This is a genomic window from Paenarthrobacter sp. E2MeOHC11 (genome assembly GCF_058744955.1).
Genome location: NZ_CP196673.1, coordinates 2007883 through 2033601 on the forward strand (window position 1 = coordinate 2007883; position 25719 = coordinate 2033601).

Consider the following 25719-nt stretch of genomic DNA (forward strand, 5'->3'; position numbering starts at 1 on the left):
GCAGAAAATCGGCGCGTCTAGAGCTCGCCGAACCCTTCCGCCACCAGCCGCCCAACATAGTCAACAGCCTTCACCGCGTCCTTGCCACGAGCTTCGACCCTGAGAGTGGAGCCCTTGCCCGCGGCGAGCGCCATGAGCGCCATGATGGACATGCCGTCGACGCCGTTGACCGTCACCTCCGCATCCAGTCCGGACAGGCCACCGGCGATCTTCGCGGCCGGCCGCGCGTGCATGCCAAGGGGGTTGATGAGCTCGAACCCGCCGCTCGCGTCAGGCTTGCCCGCATCAGCGACCTCAGTCGGCCCAGCGGCCCGGAAGCCCACGGCCTCTGCCGCCTTTCGCACATCCTCGACGCCGGCACCGCCCTGCGCTGCGACGGCCGCGGCCACGAGTCCCTCCACCAGGGGCGCATCGGCCAGCAGCACGGAGTCGGGTTCACTGGCGAACTCCATGGCTGACTCTGCCGTCATCACTGCGGAACCCAGGTCCGTCAGCACCACCACCCCGTCGCCGCCGGAATCAACCAGGGACTGCTCGACGGCGGCCAGCACCTTCTCAAGGCTGGTTCCGATCCGGTCGTCGTCCGTGCCCCCGGCGGCGACGAGGTCGACGTCGGGCGCCATCTGGGCGGCGAGTTCCACTGCGCCTTCGGCGATCTTGCTGCTGTGCGAGACCACCACAATCCCAACGGTCATACGGCGTCTGTTCCTGTATCGCTGGAACCAGCCGCGGCGGCGGCAGCGCGAAGAAGCAGCGCCGTCGAAGCAGCGCCAGGGTCGCGATGACCTGCACTGCGCTCCCCCAGATAGCTGGCCCGGCCTTTGCGTGCCACCAGGGGATCCGTCGCCATGGCGCCGGTCTCCGCAGCTTCTGCGGCCGCTTCCAGCACGCCTACCGGGTCGGCACCTCCTGCCACCGCTTTCCGGGCCGCTTCAACTGCGGGCGTCCACGCATCGATCATGGTCTTGTCGCCAAGCTCGGCTTTGCCCCGGGCCACTACGCCATCGCGCGCGGCGGCAAGGGCCTCCGCCAAAGCCTCGGCACCAATATCGGCGGCTTCCCCCAGCGAGGTGGCTGCCCTCAAGTACGCCGTGCCGTAGAGCGGTCCTGCCGCTCCGCCAACCTTGGACATAAGAGCCATCGCCGCGACCTTGAGCGCCGCTCCAGGTGTCTCCGGCGGGGTCTCATCGAGTTTTTGGAGGACGGCCTGGAACCCGCGGTCCATGTTCTCGCCATGGTCCGAGTCGCCGATGGCCCGATCCAGTTCAATCAGCTCCACGCGGTGCTCCGACATGGCTTTGGCGGAGAGCTTCAACCAGTCGAGTGCCCAATCAACGTTCAAGCCCACGCTCAAGCTCCCCACCGCAGCGCCGCGGTGTGGACGGGGGCGTCCCACAGCCTGGTGAGCTCGTCGTCGAGGCGGAGCACGGATACGGAGCAGCCCTGCATCTCCAAGGACGTCACGTAGTTACCCACCAAGGAACGCTCCACGATGGCGCCGCGTTCGGCGAGGACCTGGGCTGCGCGTCGGTAGACGATGTACAGCTCGCTTTGTGGTGTTCCGCCCATGCCGTTGACGAACAGCAGAACCTTCTCCCCGGAGGCCAAGGCGAGGTCCTCCAGGACGGGCTCCAGCAGCCGGTCCGTGATGGCATCTGCGCTTTCCATCGCGATCTTGTGCCGGCCCGGTTCGCCGTGAATGCCAATGCCAATCTCGATCTCGTCGTCCGCAAGCTCAAAGCTCGGCGTCCCGGCGTGCGGCACCGTGCATCCGGACAGGGCGACGCCCATGGTCCGAACGTTTGCCACCACTCGCTCGGCAATGGCGGTGACCGTATCAAGGTCGTCGCCACGCTGGGCGGAGGCACCGGCGATCTTCTCGACCATGACAGTTCCGCCAACCCCTCGCCTGCCCGCCGTGTACAGCGAATCTTCCACCGCGACGTCGTCGTTCACCAGGACCGAACGCACGTGCACCCCTTCGGCTTGCGCCATCTCGGCAGCGGTTTCGAAGTTCAGGACGTCGCCGGTGTAGTTCTTCACGATATGGACGACGCCGGCACCTGAGTCCACCGCGACGGTCGCCGGAATGATCTGGTCGGGTGTGGGCGAGGTGAAAACAGCGCCGGGGACAGCGGCGTCGAGCATTCCGAGCCCAACGAAACCTGCGTGCAGCGGCTCGTGACCGCTGCCCCCACCGGATACCAAGGCGACCTTGCCCGCTATCGGCGCACCTTTGCGAATGACGTATTTGGGCTCGGGATGGACGTCCACGATGTCGGCATGTGCCATGCCGAAGCCTTCGACGGATTCGTCCACCACTGCGCGTGGATCATTGATGAGCTTTTTCATGGGATGCTCCTGGGCGTGCTGTGGCTGGTGCTCTGACCCTACTACCGGCGGCCCGGGCCACGGTAGGCCCTGAGGCGGTCGCAGGGCTTAAATAGCGGAAGGGGCAGCTTCCAGGAGCCACCCCTTCCGTCCTTCCTAGTTCCCGGTCACGGTCCTACTCCTCGGCCCGTGGCGCGGTCACCGCCTCCGTTTCCTGCCTCGCATGGAATTCGGACCAAAAGGCCGAGTACAGGTCGGGGTCGGAATGGCGGTCGCCCGTCCACGATGCCTCATGCGGCCATGAACCATGCGGGATGTCGATCTGAAAAGCGGAGAAGTCGGGGAACGTAATGCGGTTGTTCATTGTCCGCACCGCTTAGCTGTTCAGGACGGCGTCGCCACCGGCAGTCACTACGTCTTCAAGCAGTACCGTCTGGTCGATCACCGGAAGCCCCACCACGTGCCCGAAGCTGAACATGTTCTTCGGATCCAGCTCAGCCTTTGCCTTGCGGAGCCGTTCCCGCGCGCTGGGCAGCCACGGCCGCTCCCTGTCTTCGGCGTCCACAAAGTGGCCATGCAGGTTCACGAAGGTCCCCGCGTTCGCAGCGGGTCGAAGGTCTTCATGGACGGCATTGAAGACTGACGGCAGTATGTCGATAACCGGCGGAACGGCGATCGCACCCATGAAGAAGCTGAACGCTGCGTCGCGCCCACCCACGATGTCCTCCCCGTCTCCGCTCCTGGCCAGCGCCCCACCCAGGAGACGGAGTTCTGCCAGCAACACAGGACTTTCGACGCCGGGGCCAAAGTGCCGCAACAAGGTGTCTGCGGCTTGGTCGTCCAGCCGATCCAGCAGGAAACCGTGCTCCCGCACCGGAACCGGCTGATCCGGATCCTGGTGGATCGTGTCGAATTGGGTGGCGTCCAGGGGCCCTGTGGCGTCCATCATGAACGGGGCACAATGACGCATGGGGTCAAGGACTTCCGCTGCCGTTGCCAGGTCGCCCTGGTAGGCGTAGCGGAGATGGATGACGAATTTTCCGCGCAACGGCTCCGGAATCATGTCCATGTCCGGAAGTCGAAGGAACGCCATGGACGCCGATGCTTCCACTGGCAGCGACGGCACCCAATCCCTGAATGCGCGCAGGACTTCCGGGGCGTACCCGCCGTCGAAGTACATCCCACCGGCATAGAGATCAGCCGCCGGGAACAAGTGGAATTCCATGGCGGTGACGATGCCAAGGTTTCCCTTGCCGCCGCGCAGGAGGGAGAACAGCTCCGAATTCTCGTCCTTGGTCACCCGACGCTGGGCGCCGTCCGCCGTGACGATCTCGAACGCGATCACGTGATCCGAGGCGAAGCCGTATTTACGGCCCAGTATGGGCAATCCGCCGCCCAGGGTGTATCCCACCACACCAACATCAGTGGTTGAACCGCATAGCCCCATCAGGCCGAAGGTCCCGGCGAGTTCCACCACAGCCTTCCAGCGCACGCCCGCACCCACGCGGGCCGTCTTCTCCAGGGGATCGATACTGAGCTCGAGCATGCGGCGGGTGCTGATCAGCAGGCCGCCTTCAATAGCGTTGGTGGCACCGTGCCCGGTGGACTGCACGGACACGGGCAAACCGCGTTCGGCTGCCCAGCGAACGGCCGCCGAGACATCCTCTGCGTCGAGGGCGCCGAAGGCGAGGTCCGGCTGGTGCTGAGTGGACAAATTGAATGCCGCTACTTCGGCGGCGAAGCCGGGATCGGCAGGCGTGAACACTGGACCGCGCACGCTGAGTTGGAGTTCTGAAACATCTGAAAAGGACGCGTGGGACTGCATGATCTTCTCTCAATTGACCGATGTGGTGGAAGCTTCCCCAGCAAGCCTTGACCAGTTTATCCATCAACTTTAGATAAGAAAAGAGGTATTAAATCACTCATAATCGGGCAGGGTTGATCAACACGCCATTCCAGCGGGAAATCAGCTACCGGGAGTGCGGAATGAGGGCGTTAGAGCTGCTTGATCATGCGGGTGTTGCCCAGGGTATTCGGCTTTACCCGGGCAAGATCCAGGAACTCGGCCACACCCTCGTCATGCGAGCGCAGCAGCTCGGAGTACACCTGCGGGTCCACAGCCGACTGGTCCGCCATGACCTCGAATCCGTGGCGCTTGAAGAAGTCCACTTCAAACGTCAGGCAGAACACCCGGCTCACGCCAAGCAACCGCGCCTCTTCCAGCAGGTTCTCCACAAGGACGTGCCCCACGCCCCGCCCACGCCAGGAGTCCGCGGCAGCCAGGGTACGGATTTCCGCAAGATCCTCCCACATCACATGCAGGGCTCCACAGCCAATGACCTCACCGGCATCAGACTCGGCGATCCTGAATTCCTGGAGACTCTCGTAATACGCCACAGTCTCCTTGGCCATGAGGATCCGCTCCTCGGCCAAGGGCGCCACAAGCCTCTTGATAGCCGCCACATCGCTGGTGCGGGCAGGGCGGAGGCTAAAGGTCGAATTCACTCCCCCATCCTAACGAGGCAGCCACGCGTCGGAGCCATCAGCTCCGCTGCGTGACCATAGCCCGGCAGTTCGCAAGGTCATACACATCGTCATCCTTGCCAACACTTATCCCAGTAAATGTTGGTAAGGCCGGGCTCGGTGAGATGGCGGCACTGCGTGCACTCGATGCCCTCACGGACCGCGGCGTACTGACCGAATCGTCAGGCCGCGGCCGTAACCGCGTGTGGCAGCACCGCGGCATCTTCGAAGTCCTCGACGCCTACGCCGCCGCAATCCGCCGGATGTCGGCGGGCTGACGAAGGCCTTCTACAGCCCCAGCTCCTCAGGAACCGGCAGGTCCTCGCCGAGCACCTGCTTCGCCAGGAAGTGCTCCACCACGCCGTACCAAACCTTGGCATGCTGCGGTTGCAGGATCCAGTGGTTCTCGTCCGGGAAGTAGAGGAAACGGTGCGGACTCTGGCCATTCTCGTCAGCTGGCAGCTGCGATGAGGAGAGCAGTTCATACCAAAGACGCAGGCCTTCGCCGATCGGCACCCGGTAATCCTTGTCGCCGTGGATCACCAGCATTGGCGTCTTGATGTTGCCCACGTTCAGGTGCGGCGAGTTCGCCATCGCCATCTCGGCAGTCATTTCCTTGAGCCAGTACTGGGCCGCGTCCGTGGTGGGGCCGAACTGGTCCAACGCCCACAGGCTGGCATGGGTGACGATGGCCTTGAAGCGGTCGGTTTGCCCGGCAACCCAGTTGGCCATGTAGCCGCCGAAGGACCCACCCATGGCCGCAGTCCGGGTCTGGTCAATGTCCGCCCGCTCCACCACTGCATCAGTGATGGCCATGAGGTCCGTGTACGGCTTCTTGCCCCACTCACCCCATCCGCGCTGGATAAACTCCTGGCCGTATCCGGTGGAAAGCGCGGGATCGGGCAGGAGCACGGCGTAACCCTTAGCCACCAGCAGCCAGGGGTTCCAACGCCACGTCCACGCATTCCACGAGCCCAGCGGTCCACCGTGGATCCACAGCAGGAGCGGAGCAGGGGCCTCCGCGGACGCACCTTCCGGGAGGGCGAGGTATGCGGGCACCCGCGCGCCGTCCTCCGCAGTGGTCTCCACCCGCTCCAACCGGCCCTTGTATGCGGGCCGCTCCGCTGGCGCCTGCAAGCGGAGGACTTCACCGCTGGAGAGGTCGATTCGCACGGCTTCGGCAGGGAACTCGTACGAGCTTCGCAGCGCGTACGCGGTGGTTCCGTCAGGAGAAACCACGACGTCGGAATAGGCGGAGGCGTCTTGCGTCACCCGCGTGACCGCGCCATCCGCGACGTTTATCCGGAAAACCGGCGACGCGCCGTCGTCGTCCGCTTTCGCCAGAACCGCACTGCCGTCAGGGAGCCAGGCGAGCACGGTAGCCCAGCGGTCCCACTGATGTGCCAACGGCTCCAGGTCCGCGGTCTCGCCGCCTGCGACATTGAGGAGATGAAGCTTCACTTCAGGAGCCTGGGTGGGCGTCGTATCGCTTTCGCTTTCAACAACCAGCGTGCTGTTATCCGGGCTTACTGGTCCCGGGAAGTAGCTCATGCCCTCGTGGTCCAGCAGCACCTTGACGTTGCCGGTGGCCACGTCGACGGCGGCGAGCACCTCGCGGCTGTCGGCTTTCGCGAGCGCTTTCGTCATGCTCGTGTAGATGGTTTTGCCGTCCGGGCTCACCACTGTTTTGGCCTCGCGCAGGGAACTGCCGACGCCGGGCGTCAGGTTCCGCAGCTGGAGCGGTGCCGCGGCGTCCACGGTGGAAGGCTTTCCAGGGTCCTTCTCTTCGCCCTGCTCCACGGCGAAGAGCCGCGGTTCAGCGGGGCCAAGGTCGGCATCCCAGTACCGGACCGGGTAGCCGCTGTGCAGGATGGCCGAGACCTTGTTGTCCTTGCGGGCCTTGCGGCGTTCCTCGTCGTTTTCTTCGTCCGCGGATCCCGCCAGGACCTCGGCGTTGATAAACGTCGCGTCGGCATCCTTCGCAGCCATGACGGAACCGATGCCGCCGGCCCGGGAGTGCACCGCTCGGGCTTCTCCCCCATCGGCGGGCAGCAGCCACAACGCGTTCACGGGGTCGGCGTCGGGGCTGTCCGGGTCAGGGCGCGCGGAGGTGAAGTAGAGGTCGCCGTTGGCAGCAAAGACGGCGTCGGCCTCGCCCTTGGAACTGCGGGTGATACGGCGTGCGTGGTTCCGGCCGCTGGGGTCCAGCTCCCAGAGCGCAGTGGCAAACTCGGTTCCCTTGCCGTTCAGCGTCGTAACGGTGGTTACCAGTCGCTTGCCATCGGGGCTGAGGGTGAGTCCGCCAACCCGCGGGATGGCGAGGTAGTGGTCAAGATCGTGAAAGGGAGTTTCGGGCTGTTCGCCCTGGGCGTGAGTGTCAGCAGAGTCCATCATCCGATTCAACACGCATTGTGCTGCCGATCACAGAGTGGTTCACTCACAGTGAAACAGTACTTTCACATATCCCGCACCCAACTAAGTCTCAGCACAGTGCCTTATGAGCGCTCAAGACACACTGTACTGCTACTTGGATGGGAGTGTCCGCAGGGCTTCGACCACCGGCACGGTTCCATCCTCCAGCGCAATGGAGGACGCCACCTCAGCTGCCCGCTGCGCGTACGACGGCGTTGTCACGGCTTCGGCGATGGCGTCACCAAGGCGCGCCGGGGTCAGCTTCTTGTACGGAAGCGGCTGGGGACCGGCGCCCAGGGTCGCGATCCGCGAGGCCCAGAGCGGCTGGTCCGTATACACGGGAACGCCTACCGACGGCACTCCCGCACGCAGGCCGGCGGCAGTGGTTCCAGCGCCGGCATGGTGAACAACAGCAGCCATGCGGGGGAACAGCCACTCGTGCGGGAGAGTTCCAACGCCCATGGCATCATCGCCCAGCACACCATCCGCGCCCTGCACAACAGCCCGAACTCCGGCGCGACGCGTGGCCTCGAGGATGAAACCGGGGTCAATGTGCGCACTGCTGCCGAAACCAACGAAGACGGGTGCTGGACCGTCTGCGAGAAAGTCCACCAGGTCCGCGGAGGGCTCCCAGCCTGAACGCTCCGGCGGCCACCAATATCCGGCCATCACCAATCCCGCATGCCAATCAGCGGGCCTGGGCAGAACAGAGGGACTGATGCCGTGGAGAATAGTCGCCTGCGCTTTGCGACGACGGCGCTCACCGGCTGCCCGGCTTTCCTTGCCCAGCCCCAGCGACTTGCGGAGGCGCGCGCTGGGGGCGTCGTAGGGAGCCGGACCAGCAGCTGCGCGCTCACCTATGATCTTGTTTCCCCACGCCCCCAGGCTTCGGGCCGAATTCATCAACACCGGCGGATATGCTGCGCTCGGCTCCGTCGGCTGAAGGTGGGCCCCCATGGCCGGGATGCCGAAGGCCTCGGCGATGTCATAGGCATAGGGCGCCACCGAATTGGCCAGGATCACGTCCGCGCCGGCCTCCGCAGCAGCCAGGGTCCCCGTGGCGGCGTCGTCCATGTAAGCACTGAGCTTCCGCCAAAAGCCACGCAGGCTCCCGGGCGAGGCCTTCGCGCCGGGAGCGGGCTGCTTGATCAGCTCCGTCAGGTCCCCGGGCAGCAGCCTGAACTCACAGCCGGACTCAACAACTAGAGGCATGTAGGCGGGGTTGGCGGCAATGGCGACCTCGTACCCCAGGTCCTGCAGGCGGCTTCCCAACCCGGCCATGGGCGCCACGTCCCCTCGTGTCCCCGGAGCCACCATGAGTACCCGCATGCCATCCCTTTCCCAAACTTCGTAAATTGCGATCACCGTTCGCAATTAAGAATATAGTGGAATGGGACCAGGAACAAATCACTCCAACCGGATGAAAGGCGGTGCTGGATTGCCTGATCACGATCCCACGGACGTCTGGCGGCGCCCGGAACGTTCAACCGTCGGACCCAAGCCGGAGCATTCGCGGAACGGAATAGCGACGGCGGCCGTCAGCATCGCGGACGAAGAAGGCCTGACAGCGGTGTCCATTCGACGCGTTGCCGCCGGTATCGGCGCCGGCGCCGCGTCCCTCTACCGGTACGTGAAATCACACGATGAACTTGTGGAGCTCATGATGGACACGGTGGCCGGAGAGTACCGGCTTACAGGCAACAGCGGGCACGCCCGTGGCCAATTGCTGGACCTTGCCCACCAAGGACGCGACATCATGCACCGCCACCCGTGGCTGGCACCTTTGCTGTTGACGCGGCCGTCGATGGGCCCCAACTCATTGCGGTACCTGGAAGCTGCAGTATCCGCTTTGGCGACGGTGGATCTCCCTGGTCCAGCCAAACTGCAGACGGTGGCCATGATGTCCGCCCTCACCTCAGCCTTTGTGCAGAACGAGCTCGCGTCCGGCCCCGGCCGCGTTAGCACCGCAGCCGGTCGTGTCCTGTACCTCGTGGAGGCCCTGAATACCGGGGACTACCCGCACTTGGCTGAAGCCATGACTGAGCGGGTCAAACCCGGCCACCCTGACGAGCAATTCGCAGCCGTCCTCTCCAACTATCTGGCAGGCGCAGGCATCCCGGCTTAGCGTGCCGCCCGCCTGGACCCACCGCAACACAAAAGCCCCACCAACTCCTTGCGGAGCGGATGGGGCTTTTTGCGATAAAGCGTGCAACTTACGCGGTGGGAGCAATCTCCGGGATGCGCGGCTTGGCGTTGCCTTCGAACGTGAACTTGGCCTCGTCACCTTCGCCGTCAACGTCCACCACAACGATGTCGCCGGAGTGGAGTTCGCCGAACAGGATCTTCTCGGACAGCTGGTCCTCGATCTCGCGCTGGATGGTGCGGCGCAGCGGCCGGGCACCCATGGCGGGATCGTAACCACGCGTGGCCAGGAGGACCTTGGCTGCGGGGGTGAGCTCGATGCCCATGTCCTTGTCCTTGAGGCGGCGCTCGAGGCGGGTCACGAACAGGTCCACGATCTCGATGATCTCGTCCTGCGTCAGCTGCGGGAACACCACGACGTCGTCAACACGGTTGAGGAACTCGGGGCGGAAGTGCTGCTTGAGCTCCTCCGTGACCCGTGCCCGCATGCGGTTGTAGCCGGTCTGGGTGTCCGTGCCGGACTGGAAGCCCGTGGCCACGCTCTTGGAGATGTCGCGGGTACCAAGGTTGGTGGTCATGATGATCACGGTGTTCTTGAAGTCCACCACGCGGCCCTGGGAGTCGGTCAGGCGACCGTCTTCCAGAATCTGCAGCAGGGAGTTGAACAGGTCCGCGTGGGCCTTTTCCACTTCGTCGAACAGGACCACGGAGAACGGACGACGACGAACTTTCTCGGTCAGCTGGCCGCCTTCTTCGTAGCCGACATAGCCCGGAGGTGCACCGAAGAGACGTGAAACAGTGTGCTTCTCGGAGTACTCGGACATGTCCAGCGTGATGAGGGCGTCCTCTTCACCGAACAGGAACTCGGCGAGGGCCTTGGCAAGCTCGGTCTTGCCGACGCCCGTTGGGCCGGCGAAGATGAACGAGCCACCGGGGCGCTTGGGGTCCTTCAGGCCTGCACGGGTGCGGCGGATGGCCTGCGACAGGGCCTTGATGGCCTCGTTCTGGCCTACGACGCGCTTGTGCAGTTCGTCTTCCATCTTGAGCAAGCGCGAGGACTCTTCCTCGGTGAGCTTGAAGACCGGGATGCCGGTGGAGTTCGCAAGAACTTCGGCAATCAGGTCTTCGTCAACCTCGGAGATGTCGTCCATGCCGCCGGACTTCCAGTTGCGTTCCTTCTCCGCGCGTTCGGCAATGAGCTTCTGCTCCTTGTCACGCAGAGAGGCAGCACCCTCAAAGTCCTGGGCGTCGATGGCGGATTCCTTCTCCATCTTCACGTCGGCAATACGCTCATCCATGGCCTTGAGCTCCGGCGGAGCGGTCATGCGACGGATGCGCAGGCGCGCACCGGCTTCATCGATGAGGTCGATCGCCTTGTCCGGCAGGAAGCGGTCCGAGATGTAGCGTTCGGCCAGCTGCGCAGCCGAGGCGAGGGCGCCGTCGGTAATCGTGACGCGGTGGTGTGCCTCGTAACGGTCCCGGAGGCCCTTGAGGATCTCGATCGCGTGCGCGACAGAGGGTTCCTTGACCTGGATCGGCTGGAAGCGGCGCTCAAGAGCAGCGTCCTTCTCAATGTGCTTGCGGTACTCATCCAGCGTGGTGGCACCAATGGTCTGGAGTTCACCACGGGCGAGCATCGGCTTCAGGATGGACGCAGCATCAATGGCACCTTCGGCAGCACCTGCACCAACGAGGGTGTGGATCTCGTCGATGAAGAGGATGATGTCGCCGCGCGTGCGGATTTCCTTGAGGACCTTCTTCAGGCGCTCTTCGAAATCGCCGCGGTAGCGGGAACCAGCCACCAGGGAACCAAGGTCAAGCGTGTACAGCTGCTTGTCCTTGATGGTCTCCGGGACATCGCCGCGCACAATCGCCTGGGCGAGGCCTTCGACGACGGCAGTCTTACCGACGCCAGGCTCACCGATCAGTACGGGGTTGTTCTTGGTACGGCGGGAGAGGACCTGCATGACGCGTTCCATCTCCTGCTCGCGGCCGATTACAGGATCGAGCTTGTTCTCGCGGGCAGCCTGGGTGAGGTTGCGTCCGAACTGGTCAAGCACCACCGAACCGGCAGGAGTACCTTCCGGCTGGCCCTGGCCGGAGCCGCTGCCAGCGGTCTCCTTGCCCTGGTAACCGGAGAGCAGCTGGATAACCTGCTGGCGGACCCGGTTCAGGTCTGCGCCAAGCTTGACCAGCACCTGGGCGGCCACGCCTTCGCCTTCGCGAATGAGGCCGAGCAGGATGTGCTCAGTACCGATGTAGTTGTGGCCGAGCTGCAGTGCTTCGCGAAGGGAAAGCTCAAGCACCTTCTTGGCGCGCGGAGTAAAGGGGATGTGACCGGACGGGGCTTGCTGGCCCTGGCCGATGATCTCCTGTACCTGCTCGCGAACGCCATCGAGCGAAATGCTCAGGGACTCGAGCGCCTTGGCAGCAACGCCTTCACCCTCGTGGATCAGACCCAAGAGGATGTGCTCGGTACCGATGTAATTGTGGTTGAGCATCCGTGCCTCTTCTTGGGCAAGGACGACCACGCGACGGGCACGGTCCGTAAATCTCTCAAACATTTCGCCACACTCCTAGCTACGACGTACTTTGATGCTACGTGCCGGAGCAACACTTTTGGAGCGTGTTCGCCACAGGGGAAACATGACGCTGCGGTGGAATAAATCGGACGCTTCCCCTTGACCCCGGCGGACGACGGTGACATGCTGCCAACCGCCGCTTGGCCACTTCCAGGAGTATCAGTGCAGGACTATTTCGCGGCATGGCTTTGCGATAACCCCAATAGGGCTGGTATTCGGGCGGTCGAGGGAGCGCGTGATTCCCGGAATATCCCACCCCGCGGACGACGCCGGAACCCCAACAAACTACATCCGTTAAACAACCAATGCCCCGGCAGCGACTGCCGGGGCATTGAAGCGGTGAATCAGGAATTGGCCTTTTGGTAGGCTTCCTGAATTTCAGCCTGAATACGTCCGCGGCTGTTGACTGTGTACCCGTTGTCGCGGGCCCACTGCCGTATCTGTGCGGAATCCTGGCTTCGGGCAGCTGTCGCCCGACCCCGTGTGGCTCGGCCGGAAGAAGTCTTCCGGGCCTTGGCAACGTACGGTTCCAGGGCCTTCCGAAGCGAAGCTGCGTTGGCGGTGGACAAGTCCATCTCGTAGCTCACGCCATCCAGGCCGAAGCGGACAGTCTCGTCCGCAGCCCCTTCATCCAGGTCATCGACGAGGATGATTTTTACTTTCTGTGCCATGAGTTGCCTCTCTTTTGGAGGGTTGGATAATCAGAAATTCCCCGGATTCCTTTGTTGATTATCGTTCACGGCAAGCATGCACGTCAAAGCACAAATGGATTCCCCTGTAAGTGGGGCCCATTTAGGAGCCTATTTAGTGGCTGGTCCTTCGGATGCCGGACCGGAATTTTTCGAATTCGCTTCGGCCTGGGCACGGGCTTCCGCCTGGCGTTCCGATTTGTCCGCATTGAAGATCGACTTCATGGCAAACCAGAAGATCAATCCCACAACGATTGACGGCGCAAGGACTGCGATGTACTCCATGGTCAGTGTCCTTCAGGCTTCAGCAAGGGGAAGAGGATGGTTTCGCGGATGCCGGCACCCGTGAACAACATGACCAAGCGGTCTATGCCGAGCCCGATGCCACCCATGGGCGGCGCACCGTATTCGAGGGCGCGGAGGAAGTCCTCGTCCAGCTGCATGGCTTCCTCATCCCCTGCGGCGGAGCGGCGGGACTGCTCCGTGAGGCGCTCACGCTGGATCACGGGGTCAATGAGTTCCGAGAAAGCGGTGCCGCGCTCCATGCCACCAATGATCAGGTCCCAGGCTTCGATGAGCCGGCCGTCTTCACGGTGCGGGCGGGCCAGCGGCTGGGCAGAGGGCGGGTAGTCATAGACGAACGTGGGGTTCAGGAGGGTGGGTTCCACGATCTCGCCGAACAGCTCAACCACGATCTTCTCGGCATCCCACTTGGGGTCCACTTTGACCTCATGCTTGGCGGCAATGGCCAGCAGTTCCTCCACCGTGGTGTCGGGAGTAATTTCCACGCCTACTGCTTCGGAAATACCCGGGTACACCGAAACCCAGGCCCATTCGCCGTCGAGGTTGATCTCGCCGGCGTCAGTCTGAATAGTGCGCGTGCCAACCACGTCGGCCACATTCAAGATGATTTCCTTCATGCGCTCAGCCATGACGAACTGGTCCGCCCACGCTTCGTAGCATTCAAGGGTGGTGAATTCGGGGCTGTGCGTGGAGTCCACGCCTTCGTTGCGGAAGACCCTGCCCATGTCATACACGCGGTCAATGCCACCAACGACGGCGCGCTTGAGGAAGAGTTCGGTAGCGATGCGCAGCGTCATCTTCTGGTCGAAGGCATTCATATGCGTTTCGAACGGGCGGGCCGTGGCACCGCCATGGACCAGCTGCAGGATGGGGGTTTCGACCTCCACGTAGCCGTGGCGGTCCAGGGTGTCGCGCACAGAGCGGGTGATGGCAGCGCGTTTGTAGACCATTTCGCGGGCTTCGTCGCGGACCATAAGGTCCACGTAGCGTTGGCGAACGCGGGTTTCCTCGTTCAGTTCCGCGTGCAGGACCGGGAGGGGACGGAGGGCTTTGGAGGCCATGGACCACGAGTCGGCCATGACGGACAGCTCACCGCGGCGGGAAGAGATGACCTCGCCCTTGATGAACACGTGGTCGCCCAGGTCAACCAGAGCCTTCCACTCGGCGAGTGCTTCCTCACCGACGTTCGCGAGGCTCAGCATTGCCTGAAGGCGTACGCCCTTGCCGTCCACGCCGCCCTCCTGGAGGGTGGCGAAGCACAGCTTGCCGGTGTTGCGTACGAACACCACGCGGCCGGTGACGCCCACGATATCGCCGGTGGTCTCATCGGCTTCCAGGTGCGCGTACTTCCCGCGGATTTCGCTGAGGGAATGGGTCCGTTCAACACCCACCGGATACGCCTCAGTGCCGCGCTCGATCAGCTTGGCGCGCTTCTCCATACGGATGCGCATTTGCTCGCTGGCGTCGATGGGCTCTGCGGAGGTGTTCAGGGCTGAGGTGTTTGCGGAAGTCACAGTCCTTAAGTTTACCGGTGATTACGGGCCTTTACTTCCGGGCCTCCGGATCAAGCAAACGCATAGACTCGGGGCTGTGGAGACATGGACGGTGGAAACGGACGACGGCGGCGGCCAGCTTGAGGTGCACACGTTCCGGCCGGCGTCGGCTGCTTCCATTCCCGGCTCGAAGGCACCCGCCGAAAGGCCCGGCGTCGTCCTTGTCCACGGCACCTTGGTGACCGATTCCTTGTACTGGCCGTTCGCGCGGACGTTGGGCGTCCTGCTGGACCGGCCGGTTCACAGCTACAACCGGCGCGGCCGGGGACAGTCCGCGCCGCAGCCGCCCGGCTATTCGGTTGAAACCGAGATCGCGGACCTCCACGCGGTGATGGAGAAGAGTGGCTCAACCGATGTTGTGGCGCACAGCTACGGCGGATTCGTGGCGCTGCAAGCTGCGAGGCAGGCCAGGATCAGCAAGCTGGTGACCTACGACGCCGCGGTGTCACTGTCCGGCAACCTCAGCAGCCGCTGGCGGCCCGAGCTCGAAGAAGCTGTAACGGCCGGACAACTGGATCATGCGTGGGCGCACCTGGTCCAGGGCTTGGGAACCGCGGGGCCGATTTCCTACCTGCCCATGGGCGCGCTGCGCACGCTCAGCGTCCTCTCCGCCAGGACCCGGCTGGGCTTGGAGATGCGTTCGCTGCTTCCCACCGCCGTCACCGAGATGCGGGCGGTCCTCGATGCCGATGCGAACCTTCACGACTTTTTGAAACTCTCTACCCCCACGCTGATGCTCAGCGGTGGTTGGAGTCCTTCGTACTTCGCAGAGACCGGGCGCACCCTGGCCGGAGCCGTGCCCGCGATTGACTTCGCCGTTGTGCCGTTGCAGTTCCACGAAGGTCCGTTGCGGCCCGGCAGGCGGCTCGCGGCCCGCATCGCGAGATTCCTTTCCGGGAACCAACTCCACGGGGAACCAGCCGGGGCCGCCTAGGATGTTCCGGTGAGGGAACGCGATATCAAGACGCACGACGGCGGCAGGCTCGCCTTGTACAGCTACGGCACGGAAGACGCACCCGGGGAGCGTCGGGTGGTGCTCATCGGCGGCGCGTTCCTCACGGCGCTCATTTATCGGCCGTTCTCCATAGCGTTGGCAAAAGGCCTGGGTGATGGCTGGGCCGTTGACGTCTACGACCGCCGGGGCCGGGGCAAGTCCACCGATCAGCCGCACAACTACTCCATGGCTACGGAGATCGCGGACGTCCGGACCATCATGGACGCCACCGGGGCCCGGAATATCTTCGGCCACAGCCTGGGGGGATCAGTTGCCTTGAACGCGGCCCAGGCCTTCGCCGGAACGTACCACCAGCCGGACAAGCTCGCTGTTTACGACGCCGCCGTGAATATCGACGGAAGCATGGATACGGACTGGCTGGCCGGATTCGCGGATTCCGTCAACAAGGGCGACATCAACCGCGCAATGGCCCGGATGAAACGGGGCATGCATCCCGGAACTGCCCTTGCCCGGGTCCCGGAGCCCATCCTGGTGGGCCTCATGGCAGTGGTTTCGCGGACCAAAGTCAACAAGCTCTTCCGGGAACTCATGCCCTCCGGAGTCGGCGAGCTCAAGGCTGCTTTTGAAGAAGCCGAAACACCCCGGGACTTCTCAGGCCTCCCCTCCAGCACGCATTTCATGGTGGGTAAGAAGAGCCCGCAGTTCTACAAAGTCACCGCCGCGCGGCTGAACAGGGCCGTCCATGGCAGCACTTTGGAGGTCTCTCCGAAAGGGTTCCATGGCTCCATTCCCGCGGCCGTCAATGAGCTCGTCTCTGATATCTCGGACTACTTCAAGGGCTGACTGCTGTCCACATCAGGGACGGGCATGCTGCCCGCATTCAGGTCGCTCGGTTAGGCTCGAGTCATGACGCGCGACATCATCATCACAGCCGACGGCGGACACCTCGAAGTACTCACCACCGGTGGTGGGCTGGCAGCGGCAGGTTCCGGCGTCGTCGTCGTTCCTGCCTCCATGGTGACGGCCTCCGATTACACGCGTTTCGCCCAGAAATTGAGCGAAGCCCTTGGCCGTCCAGTCCATACCTTCAACCGACGCGGGCGCGGCGATTCTTCCCCCCAAGCGGAGGATTACACGCTGGAAGCGGACATCCGCGACCTCGACGCCGTCATGAAGCACACGTCCAGCACGGACGTCTTTGGGCATAGCTTCGGCGGCGCTGTGGCACTGCACGCGGCGCGGACCCTCCCGGTGGAGCGATTGGCCGTCTACGACCCCGCCGTTTCCGTCAACCACAGCGTCAAGGCCGACTGGACACCCGATTACGAACGCGCGACGGCGGCGGGAGACTACGATCGCGCCCTCGCCGTCCTGATCAAGGGAGTGGAAACCGGCGGCGCCTTCGCGCGCATGCCGTTGTCCATGTTGACCCTGGCGAACAAACTGGCGGCCGGTACGCCCCTGGGCAAGCAGATGCGGGAGCTGATGACCTGCGGTGTGCGTGAAATAAAGGCGGTCATCGCAGCCGACATGCCCGCCGAGCCCTTCCTGGACCTGCCGCTGGAAACGCTGATCGTGGTAGGCGAAAAGAGCCCCTCTTATTTCGGAGTCGCGTGCGGCCAGATCCACGACGTCCTGTCCGGTTCCAGCTACAGCATTCTCCCCGGCTTCGGGCACGATGGCCCGATCAAGGCGCCGGACAAGCTGGTCTCGGAGTTGTCGGAGTTCTTCTCGGGCTAGCCGAGTTGAATGGCCGCGATACCGGCCACAGCAACGACCGTCAGGCCCAGCCTGAGCCGGCTGAATCTTTCGTTGAAGAACACCGCTCCAATAACCCCTGCCAACAGCACGCTGGTCTCGCGTAAAGCCGACACCAAGGCCAGGGGTGCCAGGCTCTGAGCCCACACCACGATCCCGTAGGCCAGCATGGACACCAGCCCGCCAATGAATCCCGGCTTCCAGTACCGTGCCACTCGTCGCGGGAATGAACGGCGGTCCGATGCCATGCGCCAACAGACCACGGGGATCAGCAAACCCTGCAACAGGAACAGCCACGAGATGTAGGCCATCGGGTCACCGGACTGGCGGACTCCGACGCCATCCACCAATGTATAGGCCGCTATGGCCGCACCCGTGAGCACAGCGAAAAGGGTGCCCTTGCGGTGTGTGGTGGCCTCCTTGCCGTGGCCGGTGGCAGCCAAGCCCAGCAGCGAACCCGCGACGACTGCCACTCCGGCCAGCTGCCACAGGCTCAGGTGCTCCGCCAGGAAAGTGGTGGCGACTGCCGTCACCAGAAGGACGGCGAGGCCACGGGCCAATGGATAGACCTTGGAGAAGTCGCCGTGCCTGTAGGACGTGGTCAAGAGGATGAGGTAACAGGTCTGCAGGGCCGCCGAGGCGAGGACGAAGGGCCACGACTGTTGCAGGGGAACTCCGAAGATCGCTGCCCCCACGATGCCTGACACCAAGTAGGCCAGGGCAATCATGGTGGACGACGCAAGGCGGTCCGGGATGGCCTTGGCCAGCGCATTCCAGACACTGTGCAGGACCGCTGCCAGGAGGACGGCCGCCGTCACCGTGAGGGTCAACGGTGAGCTGCCGTAACCGGGACCATCGCCCCGGGCGGAGTCTCCTGTCGGGCACCGAAGATGACGCCTTCAGTGTCATCTGCGGCCACGCCGAAAGTGGCAAGGACCTGGGGAAAGATGTCCGCGTGATCCACGGTTGTGACATGCCGGGGCAGGGCTGCGCCGTCAGCCCCGATCCAGGCGGTGCGCTCTGCTTCGGTTTCTCCGCCATGGCCGCCGGCGTCGAGGTGGCCGTGGTCGGTAACGACAATGACCGTCCAGTCTTCGACTGCCCGGTTGGGCCTCGCCGCAATCGCGTCGAGCAGGGTGTTAAGGCGAGCATCGCAGCGTTGAATGGCTGCAATGTATCCATCGCCCGTTCCGTGGTTGTGGGCCTCGACGTCGGCCTCGCCAAAATATACGAAGGATGCCGCGAGGTCCTCGTGCCTTATGCGCGCCGACGCGTACTCTGCAACGGCGTCATCGGCACTTGTCCAACTGTCGGCGTCGTTCGCTTCTTCAGGGTCGGGCGTCGGCACCCAGCCCCGGGAGGTGAAGATAGGTCCACATTCGCTTCGAATCGCCAGCGGATGCCAACTGACGGCGATCATCGTTTGCAATTCCGGACGGGCGGCGCGAAGTGCCGCCGTGAAGTCCGGGAGGGAGTCGAGCTCGGCCGGGTGGTGGCTATTGCCTGTCACCTTGTGCCGATCCGCGTAGACACCCGTTGCAACTGTGGCCCACACCGGACCGGAGATGGTGGCATTCTTGTGGTGGACGCGCACAGGGACCAGAAATCCTTGATCGGCAATCCGGTCCAACGCGGGAGTGGCCGCGGACCTGAGCGAGTCGTAGCGGACGCCGTCGATGCCTACTACCAAGATGTGGGGTTCATTCTTCACACCCACGACGGTACGTGGATTAGTCAGCTACGTATTGAAACGACCGTTGACATCTATAGCAGACTTAGGTCATGCCTATGAATCTGACACATCTCCGGGCGTTCCACTACGTCGCTACACATGGAAGTTATGTGGCAGCGGCCGCATCGGCAGGCGTCAGCCAACCGACCCTTTCAGAGCAGGTCCGCCTCTTGGAGGGGCAGCACGAGGTACGTCTGTTGCAGCGGGCCGGACGTTCCGTGGAACTGACAGTGTTGGGGCAAAAACTGTTCGCAGTCACGTCCAAGCTGTTTGCAGCGGAAATGGAAGCCGAAGCGGTACTGGCCAAAGCTCGTCAGGTGATGCAAGGAGAACTGCGGTTCGGCACCGATGCACCTATCAACGCAGTGGGTGTCCTCAGCGCGTTCCGACGCCGGAATCCCGGCGTCAGCATCCAACTCGTCAGCGGCAACTCCGCAGAGATACGCAAACGAGTATTGGCCGGCACGGTGGACGTCGGCATCATCGCGGACGAAACACCCCACCCGGACCTGATCGGCCGCACCCTGGGCACCCAGGACCTTGTAGCGTTCGTACGGCACGACCATGCCCTGGCTGGAGCCAAAGTGATCAAGCTCCGTGATTTGGTACATCACCCGTTGATCATCCGCGAGCCCGGCTCGATCACCCGGAGGTCCATCGAGACCGCGCTCCAGGCAGCTCACCTCAAGCCCACCGAGCTCCTTGAAACGGACAGCAGGGAAGCAGTCCATGCTGCGGTGATCGCCGGCCTCGGCGTTGGCGTGATCGCCGAGGACGAATTCAACGATGATCCCCGCCTGGTCCTGCTCGACTTCGGCGATCGGATACCGCCCATCACGGAGTATCTGGTCTATCGGGCAGATAATCAACGAAGCCATGTAGTGGACGCTGTGTTGGGGTGTGTGGGTGGTTAAATGTGAAGAGCCCCGACCGTCGTGGTCGGGGCTCTTCTTAATGGTTGTCCGGCGGTGTCCTACTCTCCCACACCCTCCCGGGTGCAGTACCATCGGCGCTGTGGGTCTTAGCTTCCGGGTTCGGAATGGGACCGGGCGTTTCCCCCACGCTATGACCGCCGTAACTTTGTTACCCGTCCGCACCCCGGGTGGGGTGGGTGGGAAGTGTGGTTACAACTGTGGTGTTGTTATTTTGTTGTGTTTTTGTTCCTGGAACAAGCGGGTTGTTGTTCGGGAACCACATAGTGGACGCGTGCAGTGTGTTGTGTGGTGTAAGTTGTTGGCCTATTAGTACCGGTCAGCTTCACGAGTCTTTAGTCCTCGCTTCCACATCCGGCCTATCAACCCAGTGGTCTGGCTGGGGGCCTCTCACACATAAATGTGTATGGAAATCTCATCTTGAAGCGAGCTTCCCGCTTAGATGCTTTCAGCGGTTATCCCATCCGAACGTAGCTAATCAGCGATGCACTTGGCAGTACAACTGACACACCAGAGGTTCGTCCGTCCCGGTCCTCTCGTACTAAGGACAGCCCTTCTCAAATTTCCTGCGCGCGCAGCGGATAGGGACCGAACTGTCTCACGACGTTCTAAACCCAGCTCGCGTACCGCTTTAATGGGCGAACAGCCCAACCCTTGGGACCTACTCCAGCCCCAGGATGCGACGAGCCGACATCGAGGTGCCAAACCATGCCGTCGATATGGACTCTTGGGCAAGATCAGCCTGTTATCCCCGAGGTACCTTTTATCCGTTGAGCGACGGCCATTCCACAATGTACCGCCGGATCACTAGTCCCGACTTTCGTCCCTGCTTGAGATGTCTCTCTCACAGTCAAGCTCCCTTGTGCACTTACACTCGACACCTGATTGCCAACCAGGCTGAGGGAACCTTTGGGCGCCTCCGTTACTTTTTAGGAGGCAACCGCCCCAGTTAAACTACCCATCAGGCACTGTCCCTGACCCGGATCACGGGCCGAAGTTAGATGTCCAAAGTGACCAGAGTGGTATTTCAACGATGACTCCACCCGAACTGGCGTCCGGGTTTCAACGTCTCCCACCTATCCTACACAAGCCACTCCGAACACCAATACCAAACTATAGTAAAGGTCTCGGGGTCTTTCCGTCCTGCTGCGCGTAACGAGCATCTTTACTCGTACTGCAATTTCGCCGAGTTTATGGTTGAGACAGCGGGGAAGTCGTTACTCCATTCGTGCAGGTCGGAACTTACCCGACAAGGAATTTCGCTACCTTAGGATGGTTATAGTTACCACCGCCGTTTACTGGGGCTTAAATTCTCAGCTTCGCCACAAGTGGCTAACCGGTCCTCTTAACCTTCCAGCACCGGGCAGGAGTCAGTCCGTATACATCGTCTTGCGACTTCGCACGGACCTGTGTTTTTAGTAAACAGTCGCTTCCCCCTGGTCTCTGCGGCCCACACCCGCTCACGGAGAGCAAGTCTCCATCACGGGGCAGGCCCCCCTTCTCCCGAAGTTACGGGGGCATTTTGCCGAGTTCCTTAACCATAATTCTCTCGATCGCCTTGGTATTCTCTACCTGATCACCTGTGTCGGTTTGGGGTACGGGCGGCTAAAACCTCGCGTCGATGCTTTTCTTGGCAGCATAGGATCACCGGATCCCCCCAAACGGGAGTCCCATCAGATCTCAGGATTGTGCTCGAAACACACAGGAACGGATTTGCCTATCCCTGACCCTACATCCTTAGACCGGGGCAACCATCGCCCGGCCCGGCTACCTTCCTGCGTCACACCTGTTAATACGCTTACCTCCCGGGATCAGGTCCCGCGCTCGGCCAAAACCCACAACACCACAAGGGTGAGCGGGCAGGCTCCGGGCGGTTAGTATCCCCCGCTTGGCATGGGCGGTTTTTCGCCGGTACGGGAATATCAACCCGTTGTCCATCGACTACGCCTGTCGGCCTCGCCTTAGGTCCCGACTTACCCAGGGCAGATTAGCTTGACCCTGGAACCCTTGATCATTCGGCGGACGGGTTTCTCACCCGTCTTTCGCTACTCATGCCTGCATTCTCACTCGTGTAGGCTCCACCGCTGGTTTCCACCGCGACTTCACTGCCCACACGACGCTCCCCTACCACTCCACACCCCTGAACCACGAAGGCTAGGGCAATGTGTGAAATCCACAACTTCGGCGGTGTACTTGAGCCCCGCTACATTGTCGGCGCGGAATCACTTGACCAGTGAGCTATTACGCACTCTTTCAAGGATGGCTGCTTCTAAGCCAACCTCCTGGTTGTCTTCGCAACTCCACATCCTTTCCCACTTAGCACACGCTTAGGGGCCTTAGTTGGTGGTCTGGGCTGTTTCCCTCTCGACTATGAAGCTTATCCCCCACAGTCTCACTGCTGCGCTCTCACTTACCGGCATTCGGAGTTTGGCTGACGTCAGTAACCTTGTAGGGCCCATCGGCCATCCAGTAGCTCTACCTCCGGCAAGAAACACGCAACGCTGCACCTAAATGCATTTCGGGGAGAACCAGCTATCACGGAGTTTGATTGGCCTTTCACCCCTACCCACAGCTCATCCCCTCCATTTTCAACTGAAGTGGGTTCGGTCCTCCACGACGTCTTACCGTCGCTTCAACCTGGCCATGGGTAGATCACTCCGCTTCGGGTCTAGATCACGCCACTACACTCGCCCTATTCAGACTCGCTTTCGCTACGGCTACCCCACACGGGTTAACCTCGCGACGTAACACTAACTCGCAGGCTCATTCTTCAAAAGGCACGCCGTCACCAGAATCAGACTGGCTCCGACGGATTGTAAGCACACGGTTTCAGGTACTGTTTCACTCCCCTCCCGGGGTACTTTTCACCTTTCCCTCACGGTACTGGTCCGCTATCGGTCATTAGGAAGTATTTAGGCTTATCAGGTGGTCCTGACAGATTCGCACGGGATTTCTCGGGCCCCGTGCTACTTGGGATCCTCTCCAGGCGGCACACAACATTACGGTTACGGGGCTCACACCCTCTCTGGCCGGCCTTTCAAGACCGTTCACCTATGCTCATGCTCTCACCCCATTGGTCCGGCAGAACCAAAACGGAAAGTCCCACAACCCCGCCCATGCAACGCCCGCCGGCTATCACACATGGAACGGTTTAGCCTCATCCGCGTTCGCTCGCCACTACTAACGGAATCACTCTTGTTTTCTCTTCCTGCGGGTACTGAGATGTTTCACTTCCCCGCGTTCCCCCCACGCACCCTATGTGTTCAGATGCGGGTCACACAATCACCATGACAGCGTTGTGCGGGGTTTCCCCATTCGGACATCCTGGGATCAACGCTCGGTTATCAACTCCCCCAGGCTTATCGCAGATTCCTACGTCCTTCTTCGGCTCCTAATGCCAAGGCATCCACCGTGTGCCCTTAAAAACTTGACCACACAAAGATCAAAAACTTACTCGAGAGAACCACGACCACAAGGGCCAGGTTCATTCATAAGAAATTGCTGTAAGAACACACACACCAACCCCCAAAAGGATCAGCCACGTGCGTGCTCTAGATGCTCGCGTCCACTATGTAGTTCTCAAACAACAACCCCATCAACCAGACCACCACCCACCACAACCCACACAGGGCTGAAAACAGTGACCAGCAGTACCGGAAGCAGGAACAAAAGAAACACCAGAAGTGCCCCCCTGCATTGCTGCAAAAAGGTCCTGTTGCCTCAGGACCCAACAGTGCGCCAAACACAACCCCCACAAACCGCACGCCCCGGCCACGTTCCAAACAACACCACACCCCAAAGAGGCACAGGTCGCCGTACTGGCACCAGGACACAACCGGTAAAGGCCATGCCAAACAAGTTTGATTCGTTGATATTCCACCCATGAGCACCCACCGCAGAACAGACGCCTGCGCAATGGGCAACACTGACAACCACCACCACACCCATGCAGGCACAGCAACCAGTTGCAAGCAGCTCCTTAGAAAGGAGGTGATCCAGCCGCACCTTCCGGTACGGCTACCTTGTTACGACTTAGTCCCAATCGCCGGTCCCACCTTCGACGGCTCCCCCCACAAGGGTTAGGCCACCGGCTTCGGGTGTTACCAACTTTCGTGACTTGACGGGCGGTGTGTACAAGGCCCGGGAACGTATTCACCGCAGCGTTGCTGATCTGCGATTACTAGCGACTCCGACTTCATGGGGTCGAGTTGCAGACCCCAATCCGAACTGAGACCGGCTTTTTGGGATTAGCTCCACCTCACAGTATCGCAACCCTTTGTACCGGCCATTGTAGCATGCGTGAAGCCCAAGACATAAGGGGCATGATGATTTGACGTCGTCCCCACCTTCCTCCGAGTTGACCCCGGCAGTCTCCTATGAGTCCCCGCCATAACGCGCTGGCAACATAGAACGAGGGTTGCGCTCGTTGCGGGACTTAACCCAACATCTCACGACACGAGCTGACGACAACCATGCACCACCTGTAAACCGACCGCAAGCGGGGCACCTGTTTCCAGGTATTACCGGTTCATGTCAAGCCTTGGTAAGGTTCTTCGCGTTGCATCGAATTAATCCGCATGCTCCGCCGCTTGTGCGGGCCCCCGTCAATTCCTTTGAGTTTTAGCCTTGCGGCCGTACTCCCCAGGCGGGGCACTTAATGCGTTAGCTACGGCGCGGAAAACGTGGAATGTCCCCCACACCTAGTGCCCAACGTTTACGGCATGGACTACCAGGGTATCTAATCCTGTTCGCTCCCCATGCTTTCGCTCCTCAGCGTCAGTTAATGCCCAGAGACCTGCCTTCGCCATCGGTGTTCCTCCTGATATCTGCGCATTTCACCGCTACACCAGGAATTCCAGTCTCCCCTACATCACTCTAGTCTGCCCGTACCCACTGCAGAACCGGAGTTGAGCCCCGGTCTTTCACAGCAGACGCGACAAACCGCCTACGAGCTCTTTACGCCCAATAATTCCGGATAACGCTTGCGCCCTACGTATTACCGCGGCTGCTGGCACGTAGTTAGCCGGCGCTTCTTCTGCAGGTACCGTCACTTTCGCTTCTTCCCTACTGAAAGAGGTTTACAACCCGAAGGCCGTCATCCCTCACGCGGCGTCGCTGCATCAGGCTTGCGCCCATTGTGCAATATTCCCCACTGCTGCCTCCCGTAGGAGTCTGGGCCGTGTCTCAGTCCCAGTGTGGCCGGTCACCCTCTCAGGCCGGCTACCCGTCGTCGCCTTGGTAGGCCATTACCCCACCAACAAGCTGATAGGCCGCGAGTCCATCCAAAACCACAAAAGCTTTCCACCCCCCACCATGCGATGAGGAGTCATATCCGGTATTAGACCCAGTTTCCCAGGCTTATCCCAGAGTCAAGGGCAGGTTACTCACGTGTTACTCACCCGTTCGCCACTAATCCCCCAGCAAGCTGGGATCATCGTTCGACTTGCATGTGTTAAGCACGCCGCCAGCGTTCATCCTGAGCCAGGATCAAACTCTCCGTTGAAGTAAAACAAATCAAACAGACACAACCACACCCACCGGAAATAACGGCGAACACGGCTGCACAAAATTCGAAACCAGCTGAAAACCAGCCCACCACACACGGGGGTGCATGACAGAACTGGCATAAATTTCAACCAATCAATAAAACAATCGGTATCAACAAACTTGGCACACTATTGAGTTCTCAAACAACAGACCCCCCAAAACATCACCCCACAGCACACCACAAAAGCAGCACACCAACAAAGGCCATTGGAAAAGAAGAGTTATTTTTGGCCGCCTACCGAACCGTACACACCTTCCGG

At 61.7% G+C, this 25719-nt stretch carries 20 protein-coding genes and 3 rRNA genes; 6 read left to right on the top strand and 17 right to left on the bottom strand.

Annotated features, from left to right (window positions below; genetic code table 11):
- Positions 1–17: 17 nt before the first annotated feature.
- The 6 genes from dhaM to ACSSVG_RS09330 all read right to left on the bottom strand — a co-directional run bounded on the left by dhaM (position 18) and on the right by ACSSVG_RS09330 (position 4836).
- Positions 18–695 (bottom strand): dihydroxyacetone kinase phosphoryl donor subunit DhaM, encoded by a 678-nt coding sequence (gene dhaM / locus ACSSVG_RS09305; protein ID WP_492418570.1) that lies wholly within the window; start codon positions 693–695, stop codon positions 18–20.
- Complete coding sequence (dhaL, locus tag ACSSVG_RS09310; RefSeq protein WP_492418572.1) at positions 692–1348, bottom strand: dihydroxyacetone kinase subunit DhaL; 657 nt, start codon at positions 1346–1348, stop codon at positions 692–694. The genes dhaM and dhaL overlap by 4 nt, the downstream gene beginning before the upstream one ends.
- Before the next feature lie 2 nt (positions 1349–1350).
- Entirely contained in the window at positions 1351–2352 is a 1002-nt protein-coding gene (dhaK, locus tag ACSSVG_RS09315) for a dihydroxyacetone kinase subunit DhaK (protein ID WP_231339698.1), read from the bottom strand.
- 154 nt (positions 2353–2506) lie between these two features.
- Positions 2507–2695: a hypothetical protein gene (locus ACSSVG_RS09320; RefSeq protein WP_231339699.1), complete on the bottom strand. Its 189-nt coding sequence runs from the start codon at positions 2693–2695 to the stop codon at positions 2507–2509.
- Positions 2696–2707: 12 nt separating this feature from the next.
- The gene (locus tag ACSSVG_RS09325; protein ID WP_253465545.1) at positions 2708–4156 is read right to left on the bottom strand and encodes an FAD-binding oxidoreductase; all 1449 of its coding nucleotides are present in this window, start codon (positions 4154–4156) and stop codon (positions 2708–2710) included.
- A gap of 170 nt (positions 4157–4326) precedes the next feature.
- Positions 4327–4836, bottom strand: coding sequence for an amino-acid N-acetyltransferase (locus ACSSVG_RS09330; protein WP_231339701.1), 510 nt, complete (start codon positions 4834–4836; stop codon positions 4327–4329).
- A gap of 95 nt (positions 4837–4931) precedes the next feature.
- Between ACSSVG_RS09330 and ACSSVG_RS09335 the strand changes: the two genes are divergently transcribed.
- On the top strand, positions 4932–5132 hold the full coding sequence (locus tag ACSSVG_RS09335; protein ID WP_492418575.1) for a hypothetical protein: 201 nt from the start codon (positions 4932–4934) through the stop codon (positions 5130–5132).
- A gap of 10 nt (positions 5133–5142) precedes the next feature.
- On the opposite strand, the gene ACSSVG_RS09340 is transcribed toward ACSSVG_RS09335, so the two are convergent.
- The gene (locus tag ACSSVG_RS09340) at positions 5143–7245 is read right to left on the bottom strand and encodes a S9 family peptidase (RefSeq protein ID WP_492418577.1); all 2103 of its coding nucleotides are present in this window, start codon (positions 7243–7245) and stop codon (positions 5143–5145) included.
- A 132-nt stretch (positions 7246–7377) separates the two neighbouring features.
- On the bottom strand, positions 7378–8595 hold the full coding sequence (locus tag ACSSVG_RS09345) for a glycosyltransferase (RefSeq protein ID WP_492418579.1): 1218 nt from the start codon (positions 8593–8595) through the stop codon (positions 7378–7380).
- Between the two features lie 109 nt (positions 8596–8704).
- Between ACSSVG_RS09345 and ACSSVG_RS09350 the strand changes: the two genes are divergently transcribed.
- The gene (locus ACSSVG_RS09350) at positions 8705–9391 is read left to right on the top strand and encodes a TetR/AcrR family transcriptional regulator (RefSeq protein WP_253465535.1); all 687 of its coding nucleotides are present in this window, start codon (positions 8705–8707) and stop codon (positions 9389–9391) included.
- Between the two features lie 88 nt (positions 9392–9479).
- Here the strand turns inward: ACSSVG_RS09350 and ACSSVG_RS09355 are convergent, their stop codons facing one another.
- The 4 genes from ACSSVG_RS09355 to lysS form a co-directional block, all read right to left on the bottom strand.
- Positions 9480–11972: an ATP-dependent Clp protease ATP-binding subunit gene (locus tag ACSSVG_RS09355; protein WP_231339706.1), complete on the bottom strand. Its 2493-nt coding sequence runs from the start codon at positions 11970–11972 to the stop codon at positions 9480–9482.
- A 362-nt stretch (positions 11973–12334) separates the two neighbouring features.
- Positions 12335–12661 carry a histone-like nucleoid-structuring protein Lsr2 gene (locus ACSSVG_RS09360; protein WP_211711044.1) on the bottom strand — a complete coding sequence of 109 codons (327 nt, stop codon included), beginning with the start codon at positions 12659–12661 and terminating at the stop codon, positions 12335–12337.
- A gap of 129 nt (positions 12662–12790) precedes the next feature.
- Positions 12791–12964, bottom strand: coding sequence for a hypothetical protein (locus tag ACSSVG_RS09365; RefSeq protein WP_200846829.1), 174 nt, complete (start codon positions 12962–12964; stop codon positions 12791–12793).
- A 2-nt stretch (positions 12965–12966) separates the two neighbouring features.
- On the bottom strand, positions 12967–14496 hold the full coding sequence (gene lysS, locus ACSSVG_RS09370; RefSeq protein ID WP_253465532.1) for a lysine--tRNA ligase: 1530 nt from the start codon (positions 14494–14496) through the stop codon (positions 12967–12969).
- 76 nt (positions 14497–14572) lie between these two features.
- Here lysS and ACSSVG_RS09375 point away from each other — a divergent pair, with 76 nt between their 5' ends.
- From ACSSVG_RS09375 to ACSSVG_RS09385, 3 genes are all read left to right on the top strand, one after another.
- Entirely contained in the window at positions 14573–15469 is an 897-nt protein-coding gene (locus ACSSVG_RS09375; protein WP_231339708.1) for an alpha/beta fold hydrolase, read from the top strand.
- Positions 15470–15478: 9 nt separating this feature from the next.
- Complete coding sequence (locus ACSSVG_RS09380) at positions 15479–16333, top strand: alpha/beta fold hydrolase (RefSeq protein WP_492418583.1); 855 nt, start codon at positions 15479–15481, stop codon at positions 16331–16333.
- A gap of 63 nt (positions 16334–16396) precedes the next feature.
- A complete protein-coding gene (locus ACSSVG_RS09385; protein WP_231339710.1) occupies positions 16397–17230 on the top strand; it encodes an alpha/beta fold hydrolase in 834 nt (277 codons plus the stop codon).
- Here ACSSVG_RS09385 and ACSSVG_RS09390 read toward each other — a convergent pair.
- Entirely contained in the window at positions 17227–18078 is an 852-nt protein-coding gene (locus ACSSVG_RS09390; RefSeq protein WP_492418585.1) for an EamA family transporter, read from the bottom strand. The genes ACSSVG_RS09385 and ACSSVG_RS09390 overlap by 4 nt on opposite strands.
- Complete coding sequence (locus ACSSVG_RS09395; RefSeq protein WP_492418587.1) at positions 18075–18959, bottom strand: alkaline phosphatase family protein; 885 nt, start codon at positions 18957–18959, stop codon at positions 18075–18077. Before ACSSVG_RS09395 ends, ACSSVG_RS09390 begins: the two co-directional genes overlap by 4 nt.
- 71 nt (positions 18960–19030) lie before the next feature.
- On the opposite strand from ACSSVG_RS09395, the gene ACSSVG_RS09400 reads away from it, so the two are divergent.
- Positions 19031–19894 (top strand): LysR substrate-binding domain-containing protein, encoded by an 864-nt coding sequence (locus ACSSVG_RS09400; protein ID WP_231339713.1) that lies wholly within the window; start codon positions 19031–19033, stop codon positions 19892–19894.
- 46 nt (positions 19895–19940) lie between these two features.
- Here ACSSVG_RS09400 and rrf read toward each other — a convergent pair.
- From rrf to ACSSVG_RS09415, 3 genes are all read right to left on the bottom strand, one after another.
- Positions 19941–20057, bottom strand: a 5S ribosomal RNA gene (gene rrf / locus ACSSVG_RS09405).
- Positions 20058–20200: 143 nt separating this feature from the next.
- A 23S ribosomal RNA gene (locus ACSSVG_RS09410) occupies positions 20201–23345 on the bottom strand.
- A gap of 550 nt (positions 23346–23895) precedes the next feature.
- Positions 23896–25415 (bottom strand): 16S ribosomal RNA (locus ACSSVG_RS09415).
- The 16S, 23S and 5S rRNA genes sit together here, the layout of an rRNA operon.
- Positions 25416–25719: the final 304 nt, after the last annotated feature.